Below are 26595 nucleotides of genomic sequence, written 5' to 3'. Positions count from 1 at the left end.
TAATGTCTGAACGAGCCCTTATTCTGGATACTCACAAAATAATGTTAGAACAATCGATTAATCAACATCAGGATATTGATTATATTCGTGTTTCTGAACCGCAGGTGTACTTTGCTTCACAGGAGAAAACGCTGGCAAAAATAGATAACATAATGAATCAGACGCCTTTTCATTATGTGGTTGCAAGTTCAGAGAGTAACATGGCATTTGCTGGATTTCTCCGTAGTCGCTATGGATTGCCAGGCTTAAATTATGAACAGGCGTTATGTGTAACCAATAAATGGCGTATGCGTAAATGTCTTGAAGATGAATTACCTGCCCCAAGGTGTTGGCTTTCCGGTCATTTCTACAACAATTTTGCACAATGTACCCAAGGAGCAGCCACCCATTTTATTATTAAGCCGCTGTCTAGTTCTTCATGCCAGAATGTTGAACGTCTAACCGTCGATCAGCTGTATCAAAAACTTACTCATCTGGATACATTAATGTTGATTGAGGAAGAAATAGATATAGAAGAAGAATTCCATCTTGACGGTATCGTCAATTTGTCTGAGATCGCTGTAGCCTGCCTTTCTTGTTACAGCCTTCCTATCCTCAGTGCCAGAGGTCAAACAAGGGCAAGTATTCACCTACCTTCATCCCATCCAATGTTTTCAATAGCCTATTCTATGGCTCAACGAGCCATTACCAAATTAGCGTTAAAACAAGGTGTTTTTCATATGGAAGTTTACAGACGGGGTGAACGATTAATTTTTGGTGAAATTGGCCTACGGCCACCAGGAGTTGGCGTTGCTGAGTCACTACTGCGTTTTACTGGAGTAAATTTATGGCAGGCTTTTGTTAACAGCCAGTTACTGCGCCCAATTAATAATATACCATCACAGGATTATCACGGTTATTCTGGGGTTATTGGTGTTTATCCCGAGAGGCTCAGAGCATCAGATTTATTACGTTTACCAAATGTTGTTGCTGTATCGGAATTAGAAAAAACACGCCATAAAATGACACGTACTGGTGCTCACGACTTTCGCTATTTGGCATTCGCCTCATGTCAAAGTCTGGCTGAATTTCATAATTTGATTAATCAATTGTCAGACTCTTCCCCATCAACGCATGTTAAGAGAGAAGTACAATGAAGAATCAACAGTTATTGCGGAAAAAATTTATAGGGTTCCAAACTTATACGGCTTTTTCTGCCTTAGCTGAGGGGATGCAAAGTGTGATTATTCTCTGGTTGGTTTTCCAAATCACACATAGTCCATTAGCTGTCAGTCTCACGATAATAGCAGGATATCTTCCGTCCGCAATTATGGGGTTTTTTCTTCTTTCATTTGCTGATACTAAAAACCCTGTCCGGCAACTCACTGTCAGTAATGGCATCCTCACTCTGTCAGCACTCTGCCTGCCACTGTTTTTTTTATTTTCATCAACACAACCTACACTACTCATGTTGGCAGTTGTAACTGTACAAAGCATTTTATCTCTAGTGAAGATGTTCAATAAAACGTCGGTTAACCGTATTGTCCGGGATAATTTTACGCCGGAGGATGGCAGTAAAATGTTGCAAATTTCGGCATCAAATATTCAGATTTCGCAAACATCGGGTGCTGCATTGGGAGGAGTATTTCTCACATTGGATGCTGGTAATTCAGGCTTATTTATTGCTGGTTTTTTTTATGCCGCCAGTACAATAGCAACCGGCTTTTTTACTTCTTTTACTTTATCAGTGATACCAACAACAGTTCATACCGATAAAAAACAGAAACAACTACTGGATAAGGCGTATCTCGTTCATGTATTTAACCGACAGGAATTAAGAAAAGTATTATTATTTTCGATTCCTGCCAGTGGTGCATTGCAATTTATTAATACCTCTTTACCACCACTGGCGGATATTCTTACTGAATCGGGGGCGAATTTTTACGCGTCACTCAATATTAGCTGTATGATAGCGGGGTTTATCTCTGGGTTACTTCTGTCGCGAAAAATAGTCGGAGAAAAATTTATTCTTAATCATGCGCTATTAATCAGTGCAATCATAATTGTATTAATGGCTGGAGCAGAGAATAAATATCTGGTAGCTGCATTGTTATTTTGTGTAATACTGTTTACCACCTGTCACATTATATGTATCCAGGTGAAATGTAACCAGGTGCCTGAAAAACAGGATGTCGGCAAATTTATTATGCTAAGAACATCCATTGCTTCATTGTCTAAGATAACGTTTTCATTAGGTGCTGGGGCATTATTATCACTCTTTTCCCTGAAAACTACTTATTACTTGGTGGTTGGTATCTTATTATTATTTTCTTTGCAATGGTATTTATCTCAGCGAGATTTACCTTATAAAGGAATAAAAAAACATGAATAATATAATTTATCGTCAGTTAGTTATTTCACAGATAAATAATAAAAAATCTCTGCTTTTTCCAACCATGCCGGATACATTATCACATCAAATATGGTCTTTATTAGGTTGGAATGAGGTAACATTGAAACGTTTTCTCTGTGCAAAAAAAATATTTGTCACTTTACCCCATGCCAGTCCTAATATCTTTTTTCCACGGGCTGGTGTCAGTAAATTCGTTACTGACAAACAGAAGGAAGACCATGAAATTTTTCATCTCCGGGTTGTGCTGACTCACACAAATTTTAGTGATCTTGGCTGGCGTCCTTATTCTTGGTGGTATCTCAATGAGGAAGGAGTATTAATAAAACAATCTATATTCAGTCGTAATAAAAAGAAAAAACATTATATTATTTCCAGTCAACCTCCTTTATTATTAGATAAACAGTATTATCCCTCTGTTCTTGGGCATGGCATACAATTAGCGCAATATGCCGATAATCTGGCTCTCTCATATATTATTTTGCAGGCATTTCAGGAACAGTTATCGGGGTTTTCTCTTGCCGCCAGAACCCTTTATCTCCCACTGGATATATTGATCTTATTGATGCAGACACTTGCCAGACAGCAACCTGGTGTACACCCTTGGTTATTGAATTTATTAACTCATGCACAAAGCCGAAAACTTAATGAATATCAACTTGAAGATACACATCAGTGGGAAAATGCATATGTTTATGATAATTATACAAATATATCACTATTATTTCCGTTGGCTCCGACTGCAATCGTCGGGGGAATAAAGATGCAGCGGTATTGGCCGGATATTATTGATAGTGTCAGCATAATTAATGAAAAAACCACAACTCCTTGCCCGATACCGCAATGTCTTGCTTTTCCACAGTGTCAGGAATATCTGTTACCTTACCGGCCTAAACAGGAAACATTACGCCAAATTCAGATGGCAGATATTGAATACAGTCTTGCAATGGCAATAACCGAATATTAGCTTTATGTAACTTCATAAATTTGTTACTACATACTTAGGGTGTGTAGTAAGCATGTAAAATTGGTCTACCACATTGCATTACAGGTATACGGTAGTGGTTAACAATTTCCGGAAATATCATTGATAGTATTGAACGGTATTAATCTTATTCTCTCTTGCGGAATGAAATAGAACAGTTGTGGTTATCTTTGCATGAAACGGTTATATACCCGTCATCTTTCAAGTTTCCTCTTTGTTGGCTGCACTTGCCCACACCCCGGTCACATAGTTTGCCATGCTCCCGGGGATTCACTCCCTTGCCGTCGCGATGCATCTTGAAATTCATAGGGTATATGCAATCATCCATGTCGTTACATATGACAACGGATACTAAAGGTGAAACAGCTTATAACCACCGTTTTATAGCCACTGTTTCACCTTCGCCTTGCAAGTCAGACTAATAAAATAAGAGCGTAGCGATAATATCTATACCCGTCATCTTTCAAGTTGCTTCTTTGTTGGCTGCACTCACTCACCCCGGTCACATAGTTATCTATGCTCCCGGGGATTCACTCCCTTGCCGTCGCGATGCATCTTGAAATCCATAGGGTATAAATTAAATACAATATCCAGAGAGCACCAAATCTTTTATTACAGTGATATCCTGCTTAATGAGGTACTTCAAATTTAAAGTAATCGCTGAGGAGAACTATTTTGTCGTCCATAATTTCTATTAATGTCACGCCCATATTGCTATAAGTATCACTATTTTTACGGCGTCCTTCATTTTCCCAAATAATGCAAGCCTGGTTATTACTAGCAATGAACCCCGTTTGCCTAAAATGTAAATATTCAAAATTCGAAAAAAGTTTCTTGAGAAAAATAATCGACATCTTTTTACCTACCATTGGAGTAAGGCCCGGATAATAAAGTGAAATATCTTCAGAGAAAATATTATCCAGCCGTTTAAGGTCATACTGATTCATTGAGCTAAGAAGTTCTGCGGTTAATTCATCTATTCGGTTCATTATGTTTTTTCCTCTGTTTTATTTATTTGCCAGCATAATCACGTTAAAAATTTAGGTCTGGCTAACGACTTCATTTTCCTGCTGCAAAGCGTTCAATCGTTGCACCAGTTGGCTGACCCTCGGTGCGTTAAATAGATCGCGCAACGTTATTTCAACGCCGAAGTCACTACGCACTCTTGCTATTACCCGCATTGCAACCAAAGATTCGCCGCCGAGCTCAAAGAAATTATCCTCTGGAGAGATATTTTCTAATCCCAGCAACTCGGCAAACAGACGACAAAGCGAGAGTTCTTGTGGGCTGGAGGAGCTACTTTCATTGATTACTACACTGTTCCACATGGGTTTCGGTAACGCTTTACGATCTAACTTTCCGTTAATGGTCAACGGGAAGTGATCAAGCTGCACTATTGCTGCTGGAATCATCGCTTCGGGCAAGCATGTGGTCAGACTGGACCGTATTAACTGTGATTCAAGCGTAATACCTTTATGGGCAATGACATAACCTACCAACCGCTTCTGTTGACCTTCATCTTCACGCACAATGACCTCAGATTGCACGATATCAGGGTGTGCATTTAGCGCTGCCGCCACCTCGCCCAATTCAATACGGAAACCGCGGATTTTAACTTGATCGTCAGTACGGCCAAGGAAGTCCAGTACCCCATCACGACGCAATCTTGCCAGATCACCCGTGCGATACATGCGTGCATCTGTGCCGATAAAGGGATCAGCCATGAAGCGTTCAGCAGTAAGTTCAGGACGATTCAGATAACCACGCGCTACCCCCGCGCCGCCTACATATATCTCTCCCACGAAACCTACCGGAACCGGGTGTTGAGCCTCATCAAGAATATAAATACCGAGATCATCAATAGGTTCACCAATAAGACTTGAAGCAGGCTGAGCAACGACTTCACGTGAAAGAGGGAAATAGGTTACATGTACAGTAGTTTCAGTAATGCCATACATGTTGACCAACTGAGGAGCGTTATCATTGTGTCTTTGATACCACTCTTCCAGAATATGCGCATTCAGCGCTTCTCCGCCAAAAATCACCGTGCGTAGTACCAAACTCTGCCCAAGTTCAGGGGCTTCGCGATCAGCATGGATCAACGCCTGAAACGCTGAAGGTGTCTGATTTAACACCGTCACTTTTTCGCTAACTAAAAGCTGCAAAAAATCTGTAGGTGAACGGCTGACTTCCCAGGGAACAATCACCAATCTTCCGCCATTCAATAATGCTCCCCAACACTCCCAGACCGCAAAATCAAAAGCATAAGAGTGAAACATTGTCCAACAATCAGTTTCAGAGAAGTTAAACCAGCGCTGAGTACTTTGTAGCAAACGCATCACATTATGATGAGTCACTACCACGCCCTTGGGCACACCGGTGGAGCCAGAGGTGTAAATGATATAAGCAGGATGTGCTGAAATCAGCGGTTGCAAGCGCTCTTTGTCAGACAGATCAGCAACACTTTGCATTTCCAGATGGGTGAGCAATTCGGGATCATCTAGCAATATCATGGGGATATTGGCTGTCAGGCGTTGCGCAATTTCACTGGTGGTGATCACACAAGCAGGTTCAGCATCGTCGATCATAAAATCAAGACGACTTTGCGGATAATCTGCCTCCACCGGCACGTAAGCAGCACCAGCCTTGATGATAGCCAGCAGTGTCACCATCATCTCAATAGAACGTGGTAAACAGACCATAACACGCTGTTCTGGGCCTATTTGCCGTGATACCAGATAGCGCGCCAGTTGGTTAGCACGTTGGTTCAATACCGTATAACTAATATTCTCCTGTTGATAAGTCAGCGCCACACTATCCGGCATGGCAATTGCTCGTTGTTCAAAGCGCGAGGTCAGTGTTTCCTCATTTAATACGGTGCGCCGTGCAGGCAATAGGCTGTCTCCTATGTGCCAATCTGGCAATGTCAGCTCACCAATGGGGCGTGATATATCCGCCAGCAATTCAGTGATGAAATGCTGAAAAAGAGATTTTTGCAGGTTAATATCGTGGGGAGTGTAGAGGTTATCATTGGTATCGAGCGTAAACTGCAAACTGTCGCCTTCGCTATGATCATAAATGGTCACAGTGAGGTCTTCTACCGGCCCACTGGACAAATTTTTGGTACGCCCAAAATTACCCGCAAAGCTCACATTGCTGTTAAACAGCATCACATTGATATTCTGCGCAAACAAGCGGGGAGCAGAACCATTTCGCTGTAAATCACGATAGATATCTTCAGAACGATACTGTTGATGTTTGAGTAACTGGCGGATTTCTTGGCTGACCAGCTTACTAATGTCACCGATGGAATGAGCAGGATCTATTGTCAGGCGTAGAGGTAATACATTCGATATCATACCTGGAATACTACGTAACGCACGCCCTGAACGCGCAGTGACTGGCATACCTAAAGTAATATCCTGCTTATCGGTCAGACGAGAAATCCAGGAAGCAACGATAGCAATAATAATTTGTGCCATACTACTTCCACTCTCTTCACTCAGAGTACGCAGGATATCCTTGACCTTGGCCGGGATTTCACACGGGGTGCAACTGAACGAACCCAAGTCGGCAAACTGACCGGGCTTCGCCCCCACGGCAAGGCTCTGTGGCTCACTTCGGCCTACCATATATTGTGACCACCACTGACGGTCATGTTGAAAATTTTCCGAGCGACGGTACTCTTCATCAAAAGCCAACAGATCGCTAAGAGGTCCGAAAGGATTTTCCAGCTCAGCAGCGCCAGTCAATTTCTGGGTATACAGTTCAGCAAGCCGCTGAATCAGCAACGTAGTGCCAAAAGCATCACTAGCCAGATGATGGACACGAATAAACAGAAAATAGTGTTCATCACTGATTTTTAGCAGCGCAAGACCAAACAACGGCCCTAGGGTTAACGCCATCGGCCGCACCAATTCAGCATTCATCCAGGTTTCAGCTTCTATTAACGCATCTTCATGGTGAGATAAATCAATAAGTGGGCATTTCCATTGCAGGTTGGTAACAATCTGTTGTTGTGGTCCTTGTGGGTGTTGCACAACGACTACTCGTAAACATTCAGCTTCATCTATCAATTGGGACAACGCCGTGTTAAGTGTCTCAATATCGATAGCACCTGAAATATCAATATAACAACCAGTGTTATAAATTCCTGTGCTTACATTTAATTGTTCAGCCAGCCAAATTTCCTGCTGTGCTGCGGTCAGGGGGTAATAGCTTCCTTGATGTTGTTTCATAATTAATCCTCACAGGCTGGTGATATTTTTATTTATATAAATTGCGTAATGTGATGTCTGCCTGAGAACCACGCAGCAAAATCAATATGGCGCAGAGGCAAACAACGACAGCAATAACAAAGGGAATTCCTTGAAAATAGAGAGATTGCTCCTGACGAGATGAAAAATGCAGTAATAATGCACCTAACAGGGGTGAAGCAGTGATAGCCAGACCTAACATACAGTTCTGCGCTCCCAGATATTCCCCTTGTCGCTCATTGCCGGCACGCAATGAAATCAAAGCACGAAGCGTTGAATCGCTGATCAACGCCAGTGCATGCAGAGCAATTGCACCAGCAACAATCAGTGGTGATACCGCCAGGCTATAAGCGATAAATGCTAACGTATAGAGTCCGTAACCGATGATCGCTGTGCGGTATTCGTTACAACGCGCCACGAACATTTTTAGCAACCAAGTTTGCGTTATGATGATCCCGACGCCGAGTCCGGTGAGAGCCAGCCCGTTTTCACGTGGTCCCCAGCCCAAACGCATTTCATTGAGTAAGACAAAACAGGCCAGAAAAATGCCATAAGCCACCATGCCAAGAGCTGAAGCATAAACCAGTCGTCTTAATACCCCATCCGTCGCCAGTAGTTTCAGGCTGCCCAAAGGGTTGGCACGGCGCCAGTCGAACGAACGCCGGTTCTCCTTGGTCAGACTTTCGTTCAGAACGAACATAGCGGCAATAGCGTTCACGGCGGCCAGTGAGCCAGCAATCACAAACGGAAGGCGCGGTGCAATCATGCCCAATAACCCTCCGAAGGCTGGCCCGGCAACCATGCCGAAGCCAAGAACACCGCTGACCAGACCGAAACGTGCGGCCCGCTGTGCTTCTGGTGTCACATCTGCTACGTAAGCCGATGCCGCGGAAGTACTGGCGGCGGTGGAGCCTGAAAGAAATATACCGGCTACCAGCCATCCTAGTGACGGTGCTGTCGCCACCAGCGCATAGCTCAGCGCTGTGCCAAACAGGGTTGCAAGCAATACCGGCCGCCTGCCCCAAGCGTCGCTAAGCGCCCCTAACAACGGGGCGAAAAGGAACTGTGCAAAAGCATATAGTGAGACAAATAACCCGATTAACGGCATACCCGCTTCCGGTGGTTGCGGGGCAACCTCCCGCAACAGATCGGGTAAAACCGGGAGTACAATCCCGATACCCAAAGCATCCACAGCCAATGTCATTAGGATCACGGCCAATCGGCGTTTATGTTGGCGGTTTTCAGGAAAGTGAACCGTTGGGGAAGAATCACTCATATCTGTCCTCCTATTATTATTGATGGAAAGTGATGGATTATCGCCCGCGATACATGTGCTACGTGCTCTTCCATCAGGCAGCTATAATGATTCCCCGGCACTTCTGCGATACGAATGGGAAGAGTGGAGAATTTTTCCCAACCCCAGCCATTGGTCTCCCGGATCTCCGGCACAACAACCCCTTTCGGTAGGGGGTCTACCGCTTTTACTAACAGCATAGGAATTGGCAACTGTACGGGTATTGGTCGATATTTCGGTGACATATCCGACGCAGCCCGATAGACATTGAACAATCCGTTAATTGAGCCCATATCATTCTGTGCCTGAATCAACGAGAAACGTTTTAGCTGCTCTTTGATATAGCTCAGTAACGCCTCACGCGGTAATGCACGCATTTCGTTGTCATCCAAGCTGTCGATCATCTCCAGTCGGTTAGTGTAGTAGGCAAAAATACCAAGAATAACTTTGGCAATATCAGCATCTTCCTGATATGGAACCGGTGCATAGGGTGGTGCGGCAGAGTCGAGTAGCACCAGAGAACCGATGCTTTCTCCCTCAGCATGAAGCTGCCGTGCCATTTCATAAGCTACTTTGCCCCCCAATGAATGACCGCCGATATGATATGGCCCCTGTTTTTGAGCCGAGCGCAAACAGGCAATATAATGTGTTGCTATCTCTTCCACCGATTGGTGCGGCGCAGTTTTTCCATCAAGCCCCAAATACTGCATACCGATAAATGGCAGTTCTGGTGGTAATGCCCCGGCTAGGGGCATAAATTGGGTAACATTGCCGCCCATACCCGGCACACAAAAGAAGGGTGAATAATTACCGTTACCGCCGTGATTAATTGGCACCAGGCAATAGCGGATATGGGCATTCTCAGGAACCGAGCTCTTTTTCTCGTCAGATAGTGAACGGACAACACGTGCCATTGTCGGTTGTTCGAGAAACTCCGCCAGCGTCAGGCAGTGCTGGAAATGATCACGCAAACGGGAGATCATCTGCGTTGCCAACAGTGAATGACCGCCCAGTTCGAAGAAATCATCTTCCAAGTGAATCGTCTCTTCGCCCAGTAGCTCATACCACAATTGACGAACCGCTTCCTCTGGGCTGGCGGAATCAGATATCACTGATAAATCCTGTAATTGTGTGCGCTGAACAGGGGGAAATTTATTGACAACGATCTGTGCTTCCATTCCAGCGATCGCCAGATCGAAAATAGCGCAGCCCTCTTGATTACTGAGACCGATCACGCTTTCTTGACGGCGTGCAGCATAATCCACGGCCATCCCCACTTCTGCCCAGGTATCCCAGTTAACTGACGTTACCGGTATAGCCTGCTGTCGCCAGTAGTGCGCCACGGCATCAAGATAACGGTTCGCCGCCGCGTAGTCTGCCTGACCCATTCCACCTACCAATGAGGCAAGTGAAGAGCACAACAGAACAAAGTCGAGAGGGTCCTGACTTATCGCCGTCATCAATTGCTGTGTACCACTTACTTTTGCTGCCATCACATGCCGCCAGTCCTGCGACGTGCCATGCTCCAGCAATCCACTGGCTTCAATACCCGCTGAATGAATCACACCGTTGATAGCACCAAATCTTGCCCGCATCTGTGCCAGTGCTTTAGTCAATGCCGCATCATCAGCAACATCAGCGCGTAACATCATGACTTCAGCACCAGATTTCTGTAACACATCGAGTAAAGCTTCACTTACCGCATTAGTTCCTCGGCGGCTCAAAATACCGAGTTTAACCTTACTGCATTGATTGCTGATGTGACGTGCCAGTAACTGACCGATACCCCCCAATCCACCCGTAATCAGGTAAACACCGCCATCCCGCAGAATTTGCCGACGAGGTATCTCATCAAGCTCAGTAAATGTCTGTAATTCACGTTCACCCTGTTTAAGCGAAATGCTGGTAACCGGTATTCCTTCTGTCGTCTCTTCCGGTTGCATATCCGTATACAGTTCCGCAATCAGCGATTGATATGTAGCAAAAGTGTCATCATTTAGATCGATATGACGTGCAGAACATCCCGGATACTCGGCCGCCAATATTCCGAGCAAACCAAGCGCGGGTGCGGCATTACAGGCTTCTAGCACTTTGGCTGCCTGTAGCCCGCGGGAAATCAGGGTAATATTAAAAACCCTGTGATGACCGGTAAGTGCTTTAATTGCAGCCGCCAGTTGTTCAAATGCAGCCTCTGGTTGAGAAATCCCCGCCGCAGTCCAGCACCAGATGATACGTTCTGGTAGCACTTGTTGCTGTATCAGGCAATCTATCAGTCGTTGATAATCTTCGGGCTGGTCCTTACGCAAACTAAAGCGGTAGGTACTCTGTTGCAGAAATTCATCAGCATCTTCAACAACGATACTACCGGGTGCCGCCGCTTCCGATAAATCACTTAGCTCAGCGGCTTGGGCACCAAAAATCAACCACGGCGCACGATTCTGTTTTGCTTCGCCTAGAGGCTTCGGTAACCATCGAGGGTAACGACACCACCGTGCTACATTCGACTCGCTGGCTGGCTGGAATGGTAAGGAATTGAACTGTCGTAAGTTGTAACCGTGGATTTCAGCCAGCACCTGTTTGCAATTTTGACGCTCATCCCAACTAAATAGCGTTATGTCATAAGTCCGAGGTGCCGTTTCAACCGCCAGACTGTAAAATTCGGCGCATAATGGCTGGTGCAGCGTCAGCGAACCGTAATGGAACGGTATTGAAGCATCACCCGGCAACAGACAGGCATGTAAGAACACCGTGCCCAAGTCGAGCAAAGCCGGATGTAATGCAATATCCGGCAAATCATCGATAAATGCCTGATTGAGTCGCAACTGTGCCAGCGCACAGCGATCCCCCATCCATACACCTGCAATGCATTGCCAGCGTGGTCCATAGTCAGCAAATGCCTGATTGAAACGCTCCGGTGCCTCTGCAACCTCTTCAAGCTGCAAATTCCGACGCAACTCATAAGGTGAAACAATTTCTGCTGGTGGAGAGCATACGGCAGTAACATTGCCGTTTGCATGGAGTTGCCACATGTCATTACCATCGTCGTGAGACTCCAGCGTAAAGGCCAGGCTGTTATCAATGGCAGTCAAACTGATGCGTATCTGACGTTCAACACCTGACGATAGTACCAACGGTGAGGGGAAGTAAACTTCACTGAAAGTAGCTGTGCCACCGGGTTGCAATTCGTTGAAAACACGACGCACTAATTCCAGGCAACCTGTACCCGGCAATACACCTTGCCCTTCGAAGATGCGATGTTCATCGATAAACCAGACATTATCATCTAGCTTACAAGTAAACCGGGTGATTCCCTCTTTATCTGATGACCGTGTGAAAGTCGGTAGTTTTCTCCGCTGTGTACTGATGACGGTGGCTGATGTAGTGACAGGCTGTTCCAGCCAGAGATGTTGTCGTTGGAGAGGGTACACTGGCAGCATAACCCGATGTAATTTGTGTGAATGACCAAATGCAGCCCAATCGATAGCAACTCCTTGCTGCCATAACTGCCCAACGGTATTGAGCAGCACCTCTTCATCCGGTTTTTGCTGGCGAGTATGGCGCATCGTGGTTAGTATCTGGGCTTGGCCTGTTTGCTGTAGATCTTTCAGCATACTGGTCAGTGCACGCCCTGGACCGACTTCAAGCAGGATCGGATTGTCATAATGGTTCAGTAACGTAAGAATACCGTCATAGAAGCGTACTGGCCGACGCAGATGATCTCCCCAATAACCAGAATTATCGCGATCTTGTTCACTGAACCAACGGCCACTGATATTGGATATCATCGGAATGGTACTGGATTGTAGCGTGAAGCCTGCGCTGAATTCCCGCATCTGTTGTGCGGCAGCATCCATCAATGAACTATGAAATGCATGTGATGTCGTTAGTCGCTGGCAAGAAATACCTGCCTTGTTGCATTGTTCTTCCAGTACCGCAATATTGTCATGGCTGCCAGTTATCACGCACTGTGCGGGCCCGTTGAGTGCTGCAAATTCACACTCCGGTGCCAGCGCAACCATACGTTCAGATGATGCCTGTACCGCCAGCATTGCTCCTGTGGGCTGGCGCTGCATGATTGCCGCTCGATTTGCTACCAATGCCAGTGTATCTTCCAGTTCAAGCATACCCCCTACACAGGCCGCAACCAGTTCACCGAGGCTATGACCAATCATTGCTTGCGGTGTAATACCCCAAGCTTGTAGCTGGCAGGCCAGCGCATACTCAACAGTGAACAGCGCAGGTTGGGTATAACGTGTAGCATTTAACCGGCTGATAGCATTGTCGCGCTCCGATTGCGGATAAATCAACTGCCTGATATCCAGTTTGATGTGTGGCTGTAGCAGTTCGGCACAGCGATCAAATTGCTGGCGGAATACACCATCACGCAGATAGAGCGATTGCCCCATTTCAATAGACTGACTGCCTTGTCCCGGAAACATAAAAATCACCGCACGAGGCTGTTGTTTGCGATTAATCGTCTGCGGTGATAGTTGGCGTAGTTGATTGATTAATTGCTCCCGATCTTTTCCCACAACAAAAGCACGCTCACTGAAAGCGCTGCGTCCTTGTTGCAAAGTTCCGGCAATATCCGCTAATGGCTCATTACCGGTAGTCAATGCTACTGCCAAGCGTTCCCCTTGCTGAAGCAACGTTTGCGGCGTTTTCGCTGAAATTGGCAGCAGATGCCAGCGCTCGTCATCTAATATACGGGCATCTTGCTGGTGCGGAGCTTCTTCCAGAATAAGGTGCGCATTACTGCCGCCAATGCCGAAAGAACTTACACCGGCACGACGTGGCTGACTTGTCTGCGGCCACGGGCATGCTGTATTGATCACAGAAAACGGGGTCTGTTCGAAGGGGATTGCAGGATTGGGTTGATGATAGTGAATACTTGGTGGCAAAGTCTGGTGACGCAGCGCCAACACGGTTTTGATTACCCCCGCTATACCGGCAGCAGCATCAATATGTCCTATATTTCCTTTCACAGAACCTATTGCGCAGCTCCCTACAGGTAGCACTTCACCATCAGATTGTTCCAGGAAAGCCTGAGTCAGCGCACGTATTTCTACTGGATCGCCTAAAGAAGTCGCCGTACCGTGTGCTTCGATATAACTGATGCTGGCAGGCGATACCCCGGCATTACGCAGCGCGTCTTTGATCACTGAAGATTGGCCGTCAATACTTGGTGCTGTGTAACTCACCTTTTGTGCACCATCATTATTGATAGCAGAACCTTTAATTACCGCATGGATGGTATCGCCATCTTGCAAAGCAGCGGACAGACGTTTCAGTAATATCATCCCACCGCCGCTGCCGCTGGCTGTACCGTTGGCCGCAGCGTCAAATGGCCGACAAAGGCCATCTGGAGACATAATTCCACCACTGACATGGACGAAGCCAACCTGTTGTGGATCGAGTGCTACAGCGCCTGCCAATGCCATGTCACATTCACCACGTCGTAGGCTTTCGCAGGCAAAGTGAATAGCGGTGAGTGATGACGAACAGGCGGTGCCAATACTGACAGCCGGTCCGCTAAGGTTCAGTTTGTAAGCGGCACGTGTAGCGATAAAATCCTTGTCATTACCTATTTGCCACTGACCGGGGTCGAGGTGCATCCGGTCTTTATTTGGCATGACGTTTTCCAGCAGGTAATAATTGAAGCCACTGCTACCAAAGACACCGACTGAACGCGGTGTACTATCATTGCCATAGCCAGAGAGTTCCAACGTTTCCCATGCCATTTCAAGAAATAACCGCTGTTGTGGGTCCATCACCTGCGCTTCACGTGATGAATAACCAAAGAAGCGTGCATCAAACTCCGCACAACCCTCCAGCAAACGTGCGCGTCTGACAAACTGTGGGTGACTTAACAGCGCTGGATTGACGCCCCGTTGTAACAATTCCTCGTCAGACAACTCCACACTGGCATCGTAACCCGCCAACAACCGCTGCCAAAAAGTGTCGAGATCTGGCGCTTGTGGGAAGCGGCCAGTCATACCAATAATCGCAATAGCATTGCTATCCTGAGTCGAAACATCCAACATTGGTATTGCTGTTGGTATTGCTCTCTTTTCAGTGACTATCAGCGGTGTGACTGCGACTGTAACGGGTGTTTTTTGTTGCGACAGCGTGTCCAGTAGTTGCGCCTGTTGTCGAATGGTGGGATGGGCGAAAATATCGGTCACAGACAAGTTGACACCAAATGCTTCATTCAATTGCTGGAATAGCGCCATAACCCGTAGTGAGTGGCCGCCAGCATCGAAAAAGTTTTCGTCATAACCGATTTCATCCCTCTCTAGCAGTTCACGCCAGATAGCCTCAACGCGACTGAGTGATGACACAACTTTGGCTGGCAAAGGAGAAGATTGATGCTGACCGGCACGTGTCAGTTTCATTTCAGCTAACGCTTTCAGATCGACTTTTCCCGTAATGCCGGTAGGCAGTGCATCAAGAAAGAACAACGCTGTTGGCACCATCACCTCACTAACCTGTTGGCGTAATGCGCTCAGGATCTCACTACGGCTGGTTTCGCCGACAATGTATCCCGCCAACTCTTTATTCCCTTGGCTATCGGTGATCGCCAGTGCTTCGGCCTGACGTACACCCGGTAGCGCACTTAGGGCAGCACGCACAGCATTCAGCTCAATTCGGTGACCACGGATTTTTACCTGACGGTCAACCCGACCAATAAACTCCAGTGCGCCATCCATGCGTTGACGCACAATGTCGCCGGTACGGTACATGCGAGCCTTTAATTGTGGTGCAAAGCTATCGGGTAAAAACACCCCAGCGGTTTTTTCATCCATACCCAGATAGCCCTGTGCAACACAGGTTCCCGCTAAATAAAGTTCACCCATTTCCCCCGGTGCTACGGGCTTTCTCTGTTCATCAAGCAGATGGAAGCGAACATCGCCCATTGGACGCAGCACCAGATTTTGCCCTTCGGCATGATAATCGGTAAGGGATACCACAATTGCGCATTCAGTAGGGCCGTATCCATTCATCAGCCTGCGCCCTACAGACCAGCGCTGGGCGACTTCGGGCATACAAGGCTCACCGGTTACGATAATCACCTGGAGACTTGGCAGCGGTACTAACGGCACTATCGCCAACGCAGAAGGGACAATCCACATATGCGTAATCTGTTTATGTGCCAGCCACTCTGTCAGATTACTGCCAGGCAACAGTTGCTGTTTATTAGCGAAGACCACGCAAGCACCCGCTACAAGTGCTGGAAAAATTTCTCCCAACATCACATCAAATACGGGCGAGGAGTACTGCACTATGCGAGAAGAAGGTTCAAGCCTCAGCTCATCGCGGATTGCCAGAATGTTATGGCAGACACTGCGGTGGGTGACAGCAACACCTTTTGGTTTACCCGTTGATCCAGAAGTGTAAATAACGTAAGCGCAATCATCCGACTGACAGATCGCCGCCATAGTCATATAAGGTGCATTGGCTATATCTAACTCATCGATATTCATTGCCGCCAGACTAAGACGCTGACACAGAGGCGCTGTTTCATTTCGGCACAATATCGCTTTTATTTCCGCATTATCAATCACATATCGATTTGCTGGTTCGGCGTTATCAGGAGCCAGTGGCACAAACACCGCACCAATTCGGTTAATTGCCAGCATTGCCGTGACATTATGTGGATGGTGTCCCATCAGAATGCCAACTCGATCACCTCGGCCTACACCTACTTGTTGTAATTGTTGCGCCACATATGCGGTCAATGTATCAAGCTGCTGATAACTTAGACTTAATTCATCACTTTCCAGCGCCACATGTCCGCCATACCGGGACAGGTTCTGTTGAAACAACTGAAACAGTCCTTGTGGCTTATCAACAACGAGTTCTGGTTGAGCACTACGGTCAGAATTAACCGTCAACAAATCAGCCAATGCAGTATCTGGTTTTTCAATGAGTTGTGGCAACATCGCCAGCAAATACTCACTCATCCGTCCCAGAGTGACGGCAGATAACCCCCCCGGCATGGCCATAAAGTGAGCGTAAACCTGACCATTTACACGATTAATTGCCAGCTCTAAATCAATTTTGGCGCGATAGTCCCCCAACTCAACGTCTGAAACCTTCATGTCCCCGAATGTTGCATCGTTTGGTTGATCCAGTTCACAGGAAAAAATAGTTTGGAAAACGGGATTTTTACCCGCCACACGCGGCAAATTAAGTGTTTGTACCAAATAATCGAACGGCAAATCACGATTTTCAAGAATGTCGAGACTAACCTGTCGCGTGTGCATCAGGAGTTGCTGAAAAGTTTGCAACTCACGGCTATTGATACGTACCGGCAAAGTGTTAGCAAAGTAGCCAATTAGCGTATCCCATGCAGGTATAGTGCGCAGCGACACTGGTGTGCCGACGATAAGATCCTGCTCCCCACTCTGCTGGCGCAACAGGAGGGCAAACAAACTCAACCAGACCATAAACGGTGTACAGTTTTGCTCACGAGCCAGTTTCTCTACACCTTCAACATACACATGAGGAATAGCACAACTTATTGCAGCCGCTTCGTCAGTTGGTGCCGCCATCTCATTCAGTATCAGAGTCGCTGGCGCATCCGCCAATTGTTGACGCCAGAAATGAATCTGTTGCTGCACCGCTGGATCAGTCAGTCGGGTGCGCTGCCAGCTAATGAAATGCCCATAGTTTGCTTCCAACATGGGTAGCATGGGTGCCTTACCGGCCAGACGTGCCTGATAGCCGTGCCGTAACTCATCGAAAAGTATTGCCAGTGAGCGACCATCGGAAATAATGTGGTGCAGAGTAATACAAAGCACATGCTCTTGCGGGGACAGCGTAAACAGTACCGCACGGATGAGTGGCCCATTGACGAGATCGAAACTTGCCATCATCTCTTCCCGCAATTTCGATGCCAGTGCAGACTCACCGCCGGAGATATTTTGCTGGCGCAGGGTTAGCGTTAATTCAGACGCAACCTGATGGCTAGGTTCAAAACTGGATGTTCCATCTGGCTCGCTTACTTTGCTGACTTGGCTAGAGAATGTGGTACGTAATACGTCATGACGTTGCACTATGTCATTCAGCGCCTGCATTAACGCAGTAAAATGCAGATTACCATGCAAACGCAATGTGAAAGGCACGTTGTAACTGCAATCATCCGGTCGTTGCATGGCAATCAACCACAAACTGCGTTGACCGAATGAGAGTAAATCACTGACCTGCAAAACGTGCTGCACAGTAACACTCTGTTTCGCATTGCTCTTTTCAACGCCGTCCTTTTCAATACTGTTCTTTTCAATACTGTTCTTTTCAATACTATCTTTTTCAATACTATCTTTTTCAATACTATCTTTTTCAACACTGCCCAGTAACGAGGCTAACCCGACGATAGTTGGATGGTTGAAAATAGCGGAAAGTTTAAGCTGAACACTAAATGTCTTATTGATCTGCGTAATCAGATTGGCAGCAATTAATGAATTACCACCACAATAGAAGAAATTATCTTCAGTACTGATGACCTGAACTCCTAATGCTGTTCTCCATAATGCCAGCAATTGTTCTTCACGGGCGTTAGCCGGTTCTGTCATAGACTCCTGATTTTCTGGTAGTGAGAAATCCGGAACTTGTAAGCGCTTGCGATCAACCTTCCCGTTGGGGGTGGTTGGTAATTTATCGAGAAACACGAAAGCACGCGGCATCATATGCCCGGGTAGCCGCAGGGACAAATAACCACGTAACTTGTCAGTATCAGCCGATGACACAACATAGGCGACCAACACTTTATTATTTGTACTGTCATTACAGGCGACAACTGCACACTGGCGCACATCGGCGTGCTCCAGTAATGCACTCTCCACCTCGCCTAATTCAACGCGAAAACCGCGAATTTTAATCTGATGATCACTGCGTCCCATGAAATCAATAGTGCCGTCAGCCAGGAAACAGCAAATGTCTGAGGTGCGATAGAATCGCGTACTGCTATTCTCTGCTACAAGGCCGTCTGCCACAAAACGGCCATGGCTATCGAATTTGCCGGTAATAAATTTCTCTGCCGTGAGTTGGGGATTATTGAGATATCCTTTTGCTACGGTAACACCCGCAATCAACAATTCACCACTAACGCCAATCGGCACTTGTTGCAGGTGTTTATCAACAATGAACAACTCACAGCTAGCCAGCGGCCTACCCAATGGAATGACTCGCCCGGCTTCCAATGGATGTGTTTCCGGATCAAAAACAGTGCTATCAATGGTTGCTTCAGTTACACCGTAAGAACCCAGAATACGCGTATCCGGGCGGCACAGCGCTTGTGCTGCATGCAGCTCATGACCGAACCAGACATCAGCCCCACACACCAGTGTTGATAATCCATCCAGACGTTTCCCATTATCCTGACAGAACTGAATTAATTGACGTAGTACCACGGGAGGAAAATCACCGAAGGTCACGCCTTCGCTCATCATTAAGCGGTGCATTTCAGGGGCATCCAGCAACCACTCACGCGGACACATAACCAAGCATCCACCACAGCCCAGAGTACGACTGAAATCCCCTATACTGAGATCGAAAATCGGTGCCGCAAGTTGTAGTGATACCGGCTCACCGGGTTGGGTGAAACGATAGTCATGGCACCAAGCATGGTACGATGCATGCAGACTACCGTGGCTTACCTCCACCCCTTTTGGATTGCCGGTTGAACCAGAAGTGTAAATAACATAGGCTGAATCACTCTCCTGAACTGGCCAAATGGGTTGCACATCCGGCGGCGCGGGTTGACGAAACAGCTCATCAACGTCCAGCATAATGGCACGAAAATCAAGCAAACCAACAGCATCCTGTTCACTGGTGAGGATCAGTACTGGTTGTGCATCATTTATCTTATCGGCGAAGCGAGGATCAGAAGGGGACAACGGCACATAAACCGCACCGGCAGAGAGAATAGCGTAAAAAGAGATGACAATTTCTGGCCGGTAGCTCATCAATACTGCAACCCGGCTACCCGGCCCAACGCCACACTGGCGCATCTTCGCGAGCAGGTATTGCGCGTACTCGTCCAGTTGCGCATAGGTGAAACGTTGATCACGCCACACCATAGCCCGTGCATCTGGATGATTACGCACCTGTAACTTGATGCGTTCAGCTACCGAAATAAATTCCAATACCGGCAGAGGTTCTGCCGGCCGGGAGAAGCGAGCCAGTGTTTCCAGCTCTTCTGGCGGCAACATGCTACATTTGGCGACAGAACGCTCAGGTTCACTTAGCAATGCATCCAACAATGTCTCATAGTGATTCACCATGCGAGTAATGGTGAGGTTATCAAACAAATCGGTATCAAATTCAACCAGACAGAGTAGTGAACTTGGGGATTCTTCTATCGATAACGTTAAATCATATTTAGCAGTACCAGAATGGATAAATTGTACTTCTGCTGCTAACCCATCCAGTTGCAATGCTTGTCCCGGACTCTTCAAATAATCAAACATAATCTGAAAAACAGGGGAATGGCTCAGAGAACGCAGGGGTTGTACCACATCGACAATCTCATCAAACGGCAAATCAGCATTTTCATATGCATCAAGTAATATATCGCGTGCTTGGACCAATAGATCACTGAAACTTATCCCTTCATTAACGCGAAAACGCAACGGTAACAAATTGATAAAAAAGCCAAGGCGGACATGTTCATCAATATTGTGACGATTCGCAAATGGACTGCCAATAACGATGTCGTCATCGTGTGAATAACGATTCAGTAATACCGCAAAAGCGGAAATTGCCACCATATAAGGTGTCAATCCATAACGTTGGCAGATTTTAGAAATACGTCCAACGAGAGATAAAGGAAGTGACTTATGATATACCGCGCCACGTCCCCGTTGTTCCAAGAGTCGTGGCCGATCGGTAGGTAATTTATGCAGTTCAGGCAATTCCACTAACTGTTTTCCCCAATAGTTGCGTAAGCGTTGCCGACGAGCGCTATTTATATGAATATCTGTTATAGAATCATTGACATGCGGGTAGGTAATCGTCGCCAACTTAGGTTGTTGACCTACTTTATACTGGTTATAGGCATGGCTAAAATCATTAAGAAAAACGTGAGTAGACCAATCATCAAATACAATGTGGTGCAGCGTAAATATTAACTGATGATCGTTCTCTTGCCGACGAAGCAGTAAATAACGAAAAGGCAAATCGTTACTGAGATTAAAACAATATCTGACTTCATTATCACAGATTGACTGTATTTTGGTTTCGCGTTCCTCCGGGGAATAATCGCTGAGATCACTGATACGTAATTCAGGCCACTGCGGATTCAGTACTATCTGTAATTCTCCATTGACAACATGAAATTGTGAACGCAATACCGGATGACGCTCAATCATAAAAATAATCGTTTTTTCAAGCGCTTCTCTATCTAACGTACCACGCAAACGTAGCGAAAATGGCACGTTATATAATGCTGAGTCCATATTTCCTTGGCTAATAAGCCATAACCTGCGTTGAGCCGGCGTTGGTAATAAGAATGGAACATTCGATAAGGTGTTTGAATAATTACTCACGAAATTTTTCCTAAGATAAAAAGATTTTTGCAGCTTAGTGATTGCCGTAAAAGCTATCACTCCTGGGTGTCAGCCACTTTCATGGCAAAAGCGCTACTGGGAACACCTGTCAATCTGTTCTAGTGGGGTGAAATCAATCAGAATGATAGTGCGGACGCCAACGCTAGCGTTTTCATCGCAAGTTACGGGATTGATGTAATGACAAATCGCTGCATCATCGATGATGTAGCTATCAAGGGGATCATTAAGGAGAAAACGAGTTATCTCATGAGCAGGGACTTCTTCAAGCTGGCAATTCGCATAAGAAGGTGGCGCGATATGCGTTGTACCACCTTCGATATTGTAACGTTCAATTAAATGTACAGCGGTGAACGGCTGACCGTCACGATGAAAACAGTTAGGCGTAATTTTTGCCGGTTTACCCGGTAGTGCCTGCATTCGGATCAGATGTACACCACATAGCAAACGGGAATAATGTTCTGCCATGCCGGTTAGACTCAGATCGTGCCAAATGAGTTTATTAAGTAGCCCTTTATTAAGTATCTCATCAGGCATACGCAGGAATTTTCGTACCACACCACCAAATTCAGGTTGATATTCACTTCCCTGATGATAATCAATCTCTATACTACCATCAGATTGCTGATGACCTGTTTTCCAATCAATAGTTTCTGTTTCACGGTGCCACACTCCCTCACAATAACTGCGGTGACGACCACCTTCACCAAATCGATCTAACGGCAGTGACTTAGATAATTCACACAGAGAGATAAGATCGATTTTTTCACTGTCAGAAAGGTCAAGATCGGTGGCATTGAAAGTGGCAAAACCTTGTTGGTGCAAGCTGTTGCGGATATGTGTGGAAGTAAGATGGTAACTATCTGGTGCGTTAATAAATATATTCCAGCCCATTGTAATATCTCTTTATTAGGGTGAATTACGATGACATCGTATTAAATTAATTACGATATCTTGGGAAAAAACAGTTAATACTGATTAACTCAAAAAATTATTTAGTTATATCCGTCATCTTTCAAGTTGCTTCTTTGTTGGCTGCACTCACTCACCCCGGTCACATAGTTATCTATGCTCCAGGGGATTCGCTCCCTTGCCGCCGCGATGCATCTTGAAATCCATAGGGTATATATTTAATGATTTAAAAAAACACCTATAAATAAGAATATCTCGATTTAGCATAGAACAACACTGCCATGCTTTTTGTCGATCTACAAAGTCAATCAATCAATTTCTGACAAATCAGATAGTAAAGGATATTGCTGGATAAGTAAGAGAGCTAAATTTAAATAAATAGGCTATTAAAAAAACCTACTATATTATAGCAACTGTTTTTTGAGGGAATTAATGACCTCAATAGTATTACCTTTCTTGCCGGGTGAAACAATATATACCCGTTATCTTTCAAGTTGCTTCTTTGTTGGCTGCACTCACTCACCCCCTTGCCGTCGCGATGCATCTTGAAATCCATTGGGTATATAACTGCCTATCCCAATAGAGCTATTTTATTTGCCATTTTGAACCTGGGCAGTGCTCAAAATCCTCACGTACTACGTGTACGCTCCGGTTTTTCCGCGCTGTCCGTGTTCAAACTGTCTGCAACAATTACGCCTATTGAGATAGGCTCTAAGTAGTCCAATAATAAAAATATGTTCACTAAAATTAAATAGAAAATAGATCTCAAAGTATACAATGTCAACTCGGGTCTTTATTTTTAATTTGGCAAAAAAAATTTACATATAAAGAGGTATTAGAATATGATATTAATCTTAATTGATTTTAACTTTGGTATATCATCAACCGCTTTTATTGATTCGACCAAAATTGCTGTTTGTCACAACCTCTATATTCCCCGTCATAGAGTATTTGAGGGAGTTGAGCAGCGAGGAAAAACGAGTACGGGCTGGTTTTTATGGCTTTTTAAACGAAACCGAGGTTAATTAAGACAAAGTGCCGGATAAAAACCAGCACTTTGTCAATAATCTGAGTCCGCAGAGCGGGCTTTCTTCCTTAAAGGTGGAAAGCTATACCCTATGGATTTCAAGATGCATCGCGACGGCAAGGGAGTGAATCCCCGGGAGCATAGGTAACTATGTGACCGGGGTGAGCGAGTGCAGCCAACAAAGAGGCAACTTGAAAGATAACGGGTATATGCGTTTACCTGTTGGAAGAGTCACCTCAAGGCTTATTCGTTTGCAATTAGAAGAGATATTTAAATCTGGCACGTGCACCGTAGCGTCGGTCATTATTACTGTTGGCAATTTTGTTGCTATCATTTGCCTCCAACATAGAGACGTAGGCCCCAAGATAGAGATTAAAGTTCTTCATATTCATGATACTAGGAATCTGATATGACATATGGATGGTATTTATATCGTATTTACCCGGCTCATTGAATGGGTGATTAATATATGCGGTTGTATCGTCAGTATTGAACGCTTTGATATTGTTATGGGCATAGACATAACCCAGTTCGAAACGATGCCACATCACATTAATTCCGGTAGTGAAATTGTGTTCATCTGAGGCATCCAGATAAGCGGTATTCAGGTTAGCGACAATGCCATCATCAGGATCGGCCTCCAGGCCGTTCCAGCTTAATGTCATACCGTAACCATTGCGTCTGGATTGATCGACCCATTGCCCTTGATTATTCTGGTAGCCATAGGCGTTATTGACGACATTACTCTCCATCGCTATGGCTGCACTAAATTGATCTTTTTTCCAAGCGACTACCGGGCGCAAATAGGCGACATTTTTTTTATTTTCCAGTGTGTTGCCGTGGTAAGTGTTATCTCGGAATAGTGAAGTGCCATCTTCAAGTAGAGTATTGAGTTCGAAATACCAGTTACCTGCGTATTTGCTCAGCATCAAGTTACCACCGCTATTACTGCGGCCACGTCCTTCTTTCATCATGTAGATATAGCCGAAACCGTCGGCATACAAATCGTTGGCAGTATTACCAGAATACTGAATAAAAGTATCTTGGTTGAGTGGGAACATATCGTAAGCTTCAAAACGCCCGATTTTTACCTGCCAGTTTTTCTCATTGCCGAAGAAGAAAGCGGCGTCGTCGAGATTCATTTTGCCAGTCATGTCTGCTAATGGTTGCACTCTAAAGCCGGCAAAGTTGTTGTTTTGATCACGGTGGTAACCGTCCAGCCCGATCAAAATGCGGCCATTAACATTCCAACGCTCTTTGTCGCCAGGTTTCCAGTCTTTATTATCGCTGGTTTTAAGTGAAGTAAGCTGACCGGTTCGGCTGGCGCTATCGAGGTTGAATTCTACATCGCCATACAATTTTAGATCGCCAAAATCATTCAATTTCAAGTTGCTGGTTGATGGAGCACTATTTTCCTGCGAAGTGGGGTGTTGTGCTACTTGTGTGGTCTGTTGTTTGGTTTCGATAGCGCGTTGTTCTAGTTGCTGTGCGTGTTGCTCGGCGGCAGTGGCGCGTGCTTCCGCTTGGGCGGCTCGTTGTTCTGCTTGTTGTAGTCGCTGCTCCAGTGCATCAAGGCGTGCTTCGATGCTATTAGCAGGTGAAGCAAGGACTGAGGCCGAAAGCATTAATCCTGGTGTGACAATCAGATAGCGAAGGTTCTTCATGATACTGTACTCTTTAGGATATTAGTTATTATATCGTAGCTAAATTATCAAGCTGGTTTTTTTGGATTAAAAGATAATTGAGTTGATTGGCAGATCGCAATCAAGTCGACTAACCAGATAAAACTATTGTGATCGAATACGCAAATTTGACATGAACGATAAGTAACAGTGGAATGGATGACCACCACCGAGTGTTCAGGTTTGCGTTTGCAAGATCAACAGGAATGATTGGCATGGTGCGAAAGTGCTGGAGCTGTTTGTCAATGTTAAACCAAGGGGGTTGTCAAAGCCGTTGTTATTTGAAATGAGAGAAAATATCTGAAATAGGAATAATTGCATGAATTAATCATTTTTCGAAGTATGAAAATGATCTATTTTATTCTATATTTATCGAAATAATTTATAGAGATAAGTTCATTAAAATCAATCTTTTGGAAATTATATTTTATCTTATCATTTTTTTAATTTACTATTTGAATGATTGGTAATATATTCAAAAACCTATAAAATATATTTTTATATACCTTATGGATTTCAAGATGGATCGCGACGGCAAGGGAGTGAATCCCCGGGAGTCGGGAGTATAGATAACTATGTGACCGGGGTGACCGGGGTGAGCGAGTGTAGCCAACAAAGAAGCAACTTGAAAGATAACGGATATATGTTGATATCCTACTAATTGCATTATATTATCAGCGCTGTTTGGGATGATAACTTCATAATAATCATATAGTTAAATTTTTTGCTGCCCTTTTTGTGATCATTCCCGCATTACTACAGTTTTTTTTATGATAAAACATAAGAGATAATAAGCTAAATTTGTATAAAATATCAGGATTGATGTTGGATGATTTCATCAATTCAGCTTTATCTATTGTTTGATATGAGGAGGTCATTATTGATATTCATCACAAAACATAATGAATTCTAATGTGAGCATAAAGCCTCAAGTTCGATTGATATAATACGTGTTATTATTGAGGCTATGTCTTGGTTAAACATAAAAATACCTAATGAAGAGCTTGTCGAAAAAATCTGATTATCAAAATAATTTAGCAAAGTAATGAATTATTCCTATGTCTTATCATTGCAGGGCTCAAAGATATAGGTAAGAACCTGTTTTTTAATTGTATTGTGATTATTCGTATTGTGATTATATTGTATTGTAATCATGGAAATGCCGGTGCTTGTTGGTCCTACTCTTAACGAATGGCTGTTGTTCATCGGTTGGAGTTTTTTAAATGGTGTCACATTATGTTCAGGACAATGCTAAAAATTTAGGGAATACCATGACAGCCGAAACCATTTATGGTTATGGAGATAATTTTTCCCCCCATGTTAGATGTATATACCCTATGGATTTCAAGATGCATCGCGACGGCAAGGGAGCGAGCGCAGCCAACAAAGAGGCAACTTGAAAGATGACGGGTATAAACGTAATTAAAAATTGTGGCCGTATATCTCTATCTTTTGCAATTCGTGTAGGCAATAACCCTACATTC

General features: G+C 45.1%; 12 protein-coding genes and 1 pseudogene. 5 read left to right on the top strand and 8 right to left on the bottom strand.

Translation table 11 applies throughout. From position 1 onward, the window contains the following. Window positions 1-2 precede the first annotated feature (2 nt). The 3 genes from AACQ38_RS04570 to AACQ38_RS04560 are packed head-to-tail and all read left to right on the top strand — an operon-like array spanning window position 3 to window position 3356. Window positions 3-1136: a hypothetical protein gene (locus AACQ38_RS04570; protein WP_165577524.1), complete on the top strand. Its 1134-nt coding sequence runs from the start codon at window positions 3-5 to the stop codon at window positions 1134-1136. Further along, complete coding sequence (locus tag AACQ38_RS04565; protein ID WP_165577523.1) at window positions 1133-2371, top strand: MFS transporter; 1239 nt, start codon at window positions 1133-1135, stop codon at window positions 2369-2371. Before AACQ38_RS04570 ends, AACQ38_RS04565 begins: the two co-directional genes overlap by 4 nt. Next, entirely contained in the window at window positions 2364-3356 is a 993-nt protein-coding gene (locus tag AACQ38_RS04560) for a hypothetical protein (RefSeq protein WP_165577522.1), read from the top strand. The genes AACQ38_RS04565 and AACQ38_RS04560 overlap by 8 nt, the downstream gene beginning before the upstream one ends. A gap of 145 nt (window positions 3357-3501) precedes the next feature. Here the strand turns inward: AACQ38_RS04560 and AACQ38_RS04555 are convergent, their stop codons facing one another. The 7 genes from AACQ38_RS04555 to AACQ38_RS04525 form a co-directional block, all read right to left on the bottom strand. Further along, a complete protein-coding gene (locus tag AACQ38_RS04555; protein ID WP_165577521.1) occupies window positions 3502-3669 on the bottom strand; it encodes a hypothetical protein in 168 nt (55 codons plus the stop codon). A 334-nt stretch (window positions 3670-4003) separates the two neighbouring features. Next, window positions 4004-4363, bottom strand: a complete 360-nt coding sequence (locus AACQ38_RS04550; RefSeq protein WP_165577520.1) for a nuclear transport factor 2 family protein — start codon at window positions 4361-4363, stop codon at window positions 4004-4006. A 51-nt stretch (window positions 4364-4414) separates the two neighbouring features. Further along, window positions 4415-7612 carry a non-ribosomal peptide synthetase gene (locus tag AACQ38_RS04545; RefSeq protein ID WP_165577519.1) on the bottom strand — a complete coding sequence of 1066 codons (3198 nt, stop codon included), beginning with the start codon at window positions 7610-7612 and terminating at the stop codon, window positions 4415-4417. Window positions 7613-7640: 28 nt separating this feature from the next. Beyond that, window positions 7641-8906, bottom strand: coding sequence for an MFS transporter (locus tag AACQ38_RS04540; protein WP_165577518.1), 1266 nt, complete (start codon window positions 8904-8906; stop codon window positions 7641-7643). Next, complete coding sequence (locus AACQ38_RS04535; RefSeq protein ID WP_339367025.1) at window positions 8903-21472, bottom strand: hybrid non-ribosomal peptide synthetase/type I polyketide synthase; 12570 nt, start codon at window positions 21470-21472, stop codon at window positions 8903-8905. Before AACQ38_RS04535 ends, AACQ38_RS04540 begins: the two co-directional genes overlap by 4 nt. A 93-nt stretch (window positions 21473-21565) precedes the next feature. Continuing rightward, window positions 21566-22384 (bottom strand): 2OG-Fe dioxygenase family protein, encoded by an 819-nt coding sequence (locus AACQ38_RS04530; RefSeq protein WP_011146146.1) that lies wholly within the window; start codon window positions 22382-22384, stop codon window positions 21566-21568. A gap of 388 nt (window positions 22385-22772) precedes the next feature. After that, window positions 22773-22946 carry a hypothetical protein gene (locus tag AACQ38_RS04525; RefSeq protein WP_165577517.1) on the bottom strand — a complete coding sequence of 58 codons (174 nt, stop codon included), beginning with the start codon at window positions 22944-22946 and terminating at the stop codon, window positions 22773-22775. Window positions 22947-23289: 343 nt separating this feature from the next. On the opposite strand from AACQ38_RS04525, the pseudogene AACQ38_RS04520 reads away from it, so the two are divergent. Beyond that, window positions 23290-23397 (top strand): annotated as a pseudogene (locus AACQ38_RS04520) (transposase); the annotation flags it as partial. A 289-nt stretch (window positions 23398-23686) separates the two neighbouring features. On the opposite strand, the gene AACQ38_RS04515 reads toward AACQ38_RS04520, so the two are convergent. Continuing rightward, window positions 23687-25093, bottom strand: coding sequence for a carbohydrate porin (locus AACQ38_RS04515; RefSeq protein WP_165577516.1), 1407 nt, complete (start codon window positions 25091-25093; stop codon window positions 23687-23689). Window positions 25094-25574: 481 nt separating this feature from the next. Here AACQ38_RS04515 and AACQ38_RS04510 point away from each other — a divergent pair, with 481 nt between their 5' ends. Next, window positions 25575-25772, top strand: coding sequence for a hypothetical protein (locus tag AACQ38_RS04510; RefSeq protein ID WP_125026226.1), 198 nt, complete (start codon window positions 25575-25577; stop codon window positions 25770-25772). Window positions 25773-26595: the final 823 nt, after the last annotated feature.

The sequence above is a fragment of the Photorhabdus sp. RW14-46 genome (assembly GCF_963887965.1).
GTDB lineage: Bacteria > Pseudomonadota > Gammaproteobacteria > Enterobacterales > Enterobacteriaceae > Photorhabdus > Photorhabdus laumondii.
Note: the sequence above shows the minus strand (reverse complement) of the source record. Positions and strands in the feature narration are given on the sequence as shown.

Excerpts from the sequence above, each read along its gene's own strand:
- AACQ38_RS04525 (WP_165577517.1), bottom strand. The coding sequence starts at position 22,946 with ATGCATCGCGACGGCAAGGGGGTGAGTGAGTGCAGCCAACAAAGAAGC.
- AACQ38_RS04530 (WP_011146146.1), bottom strand. The coding sequence starts at position 22,384 with ATGGGCTGGAATATATTTATTAACGCACCAGATAGTTACCATCTTACT.
- AACQ38_RS04545 (WP_165577519.1), bottom strand. The coding sequence starts at position 7,612 with ATGAAACAACATCAAGGAAGCTATTACCCCCTGACCGCAGCACAGCAG.
- AACQ38_RS04565 (WP_165577523.1), top strand. The coding sequence starts at position 1,133 with ATGAAGAATCAACAGTTATTGCGGAAAAAATTTATAGGGTTCCAAACT.
- AACQ38_RS04515 (WP_165577516.1), bottom strand. The coding sequence starts at position 25,093 with ATGAAGAACCTTCGCTATCTGATTGTCACACCAGGATTAATGCTTTCG.
- AACQ38_RS04555 (WP_165577521.1), bottom strand. The coding sequence starts at position 3,669 with ATGCATCGCGACGGCAAGGGAGTGAATCCCCGGGAGCATGGCAAACTA.
- AACQ38_RS04570 (WP_165577524.1), top strand. The coding sequence starts at position 3 with ATGTCTGAACGAGCCCTTATTCTGGATACTCACAAAATAATGTTAGAA.
- AACQ38_RS04540 (WP_165577518.1), bottom strand. The coding sequence starts at position 8,906 with ATGAGTGATTCTTCCCCAACGGTTCACTTTCCTGAAAACCGCCAACAT.
- AACQ38_RS04560 (WP_165577522.1), top strand. The coding sequence starts at position 2,364 with ATGAATAATATAATTTATCGTCAGTTAGTTATTTCACAGATAAATAAT.
- AACQ38_RS04550 (WP_165577520.1), bottom strand. The coding sequence starts at position 4,363 with ATGAACCGAATAGATGAATTAACCGCAGAACTTCTTAGCTCAATGAAT.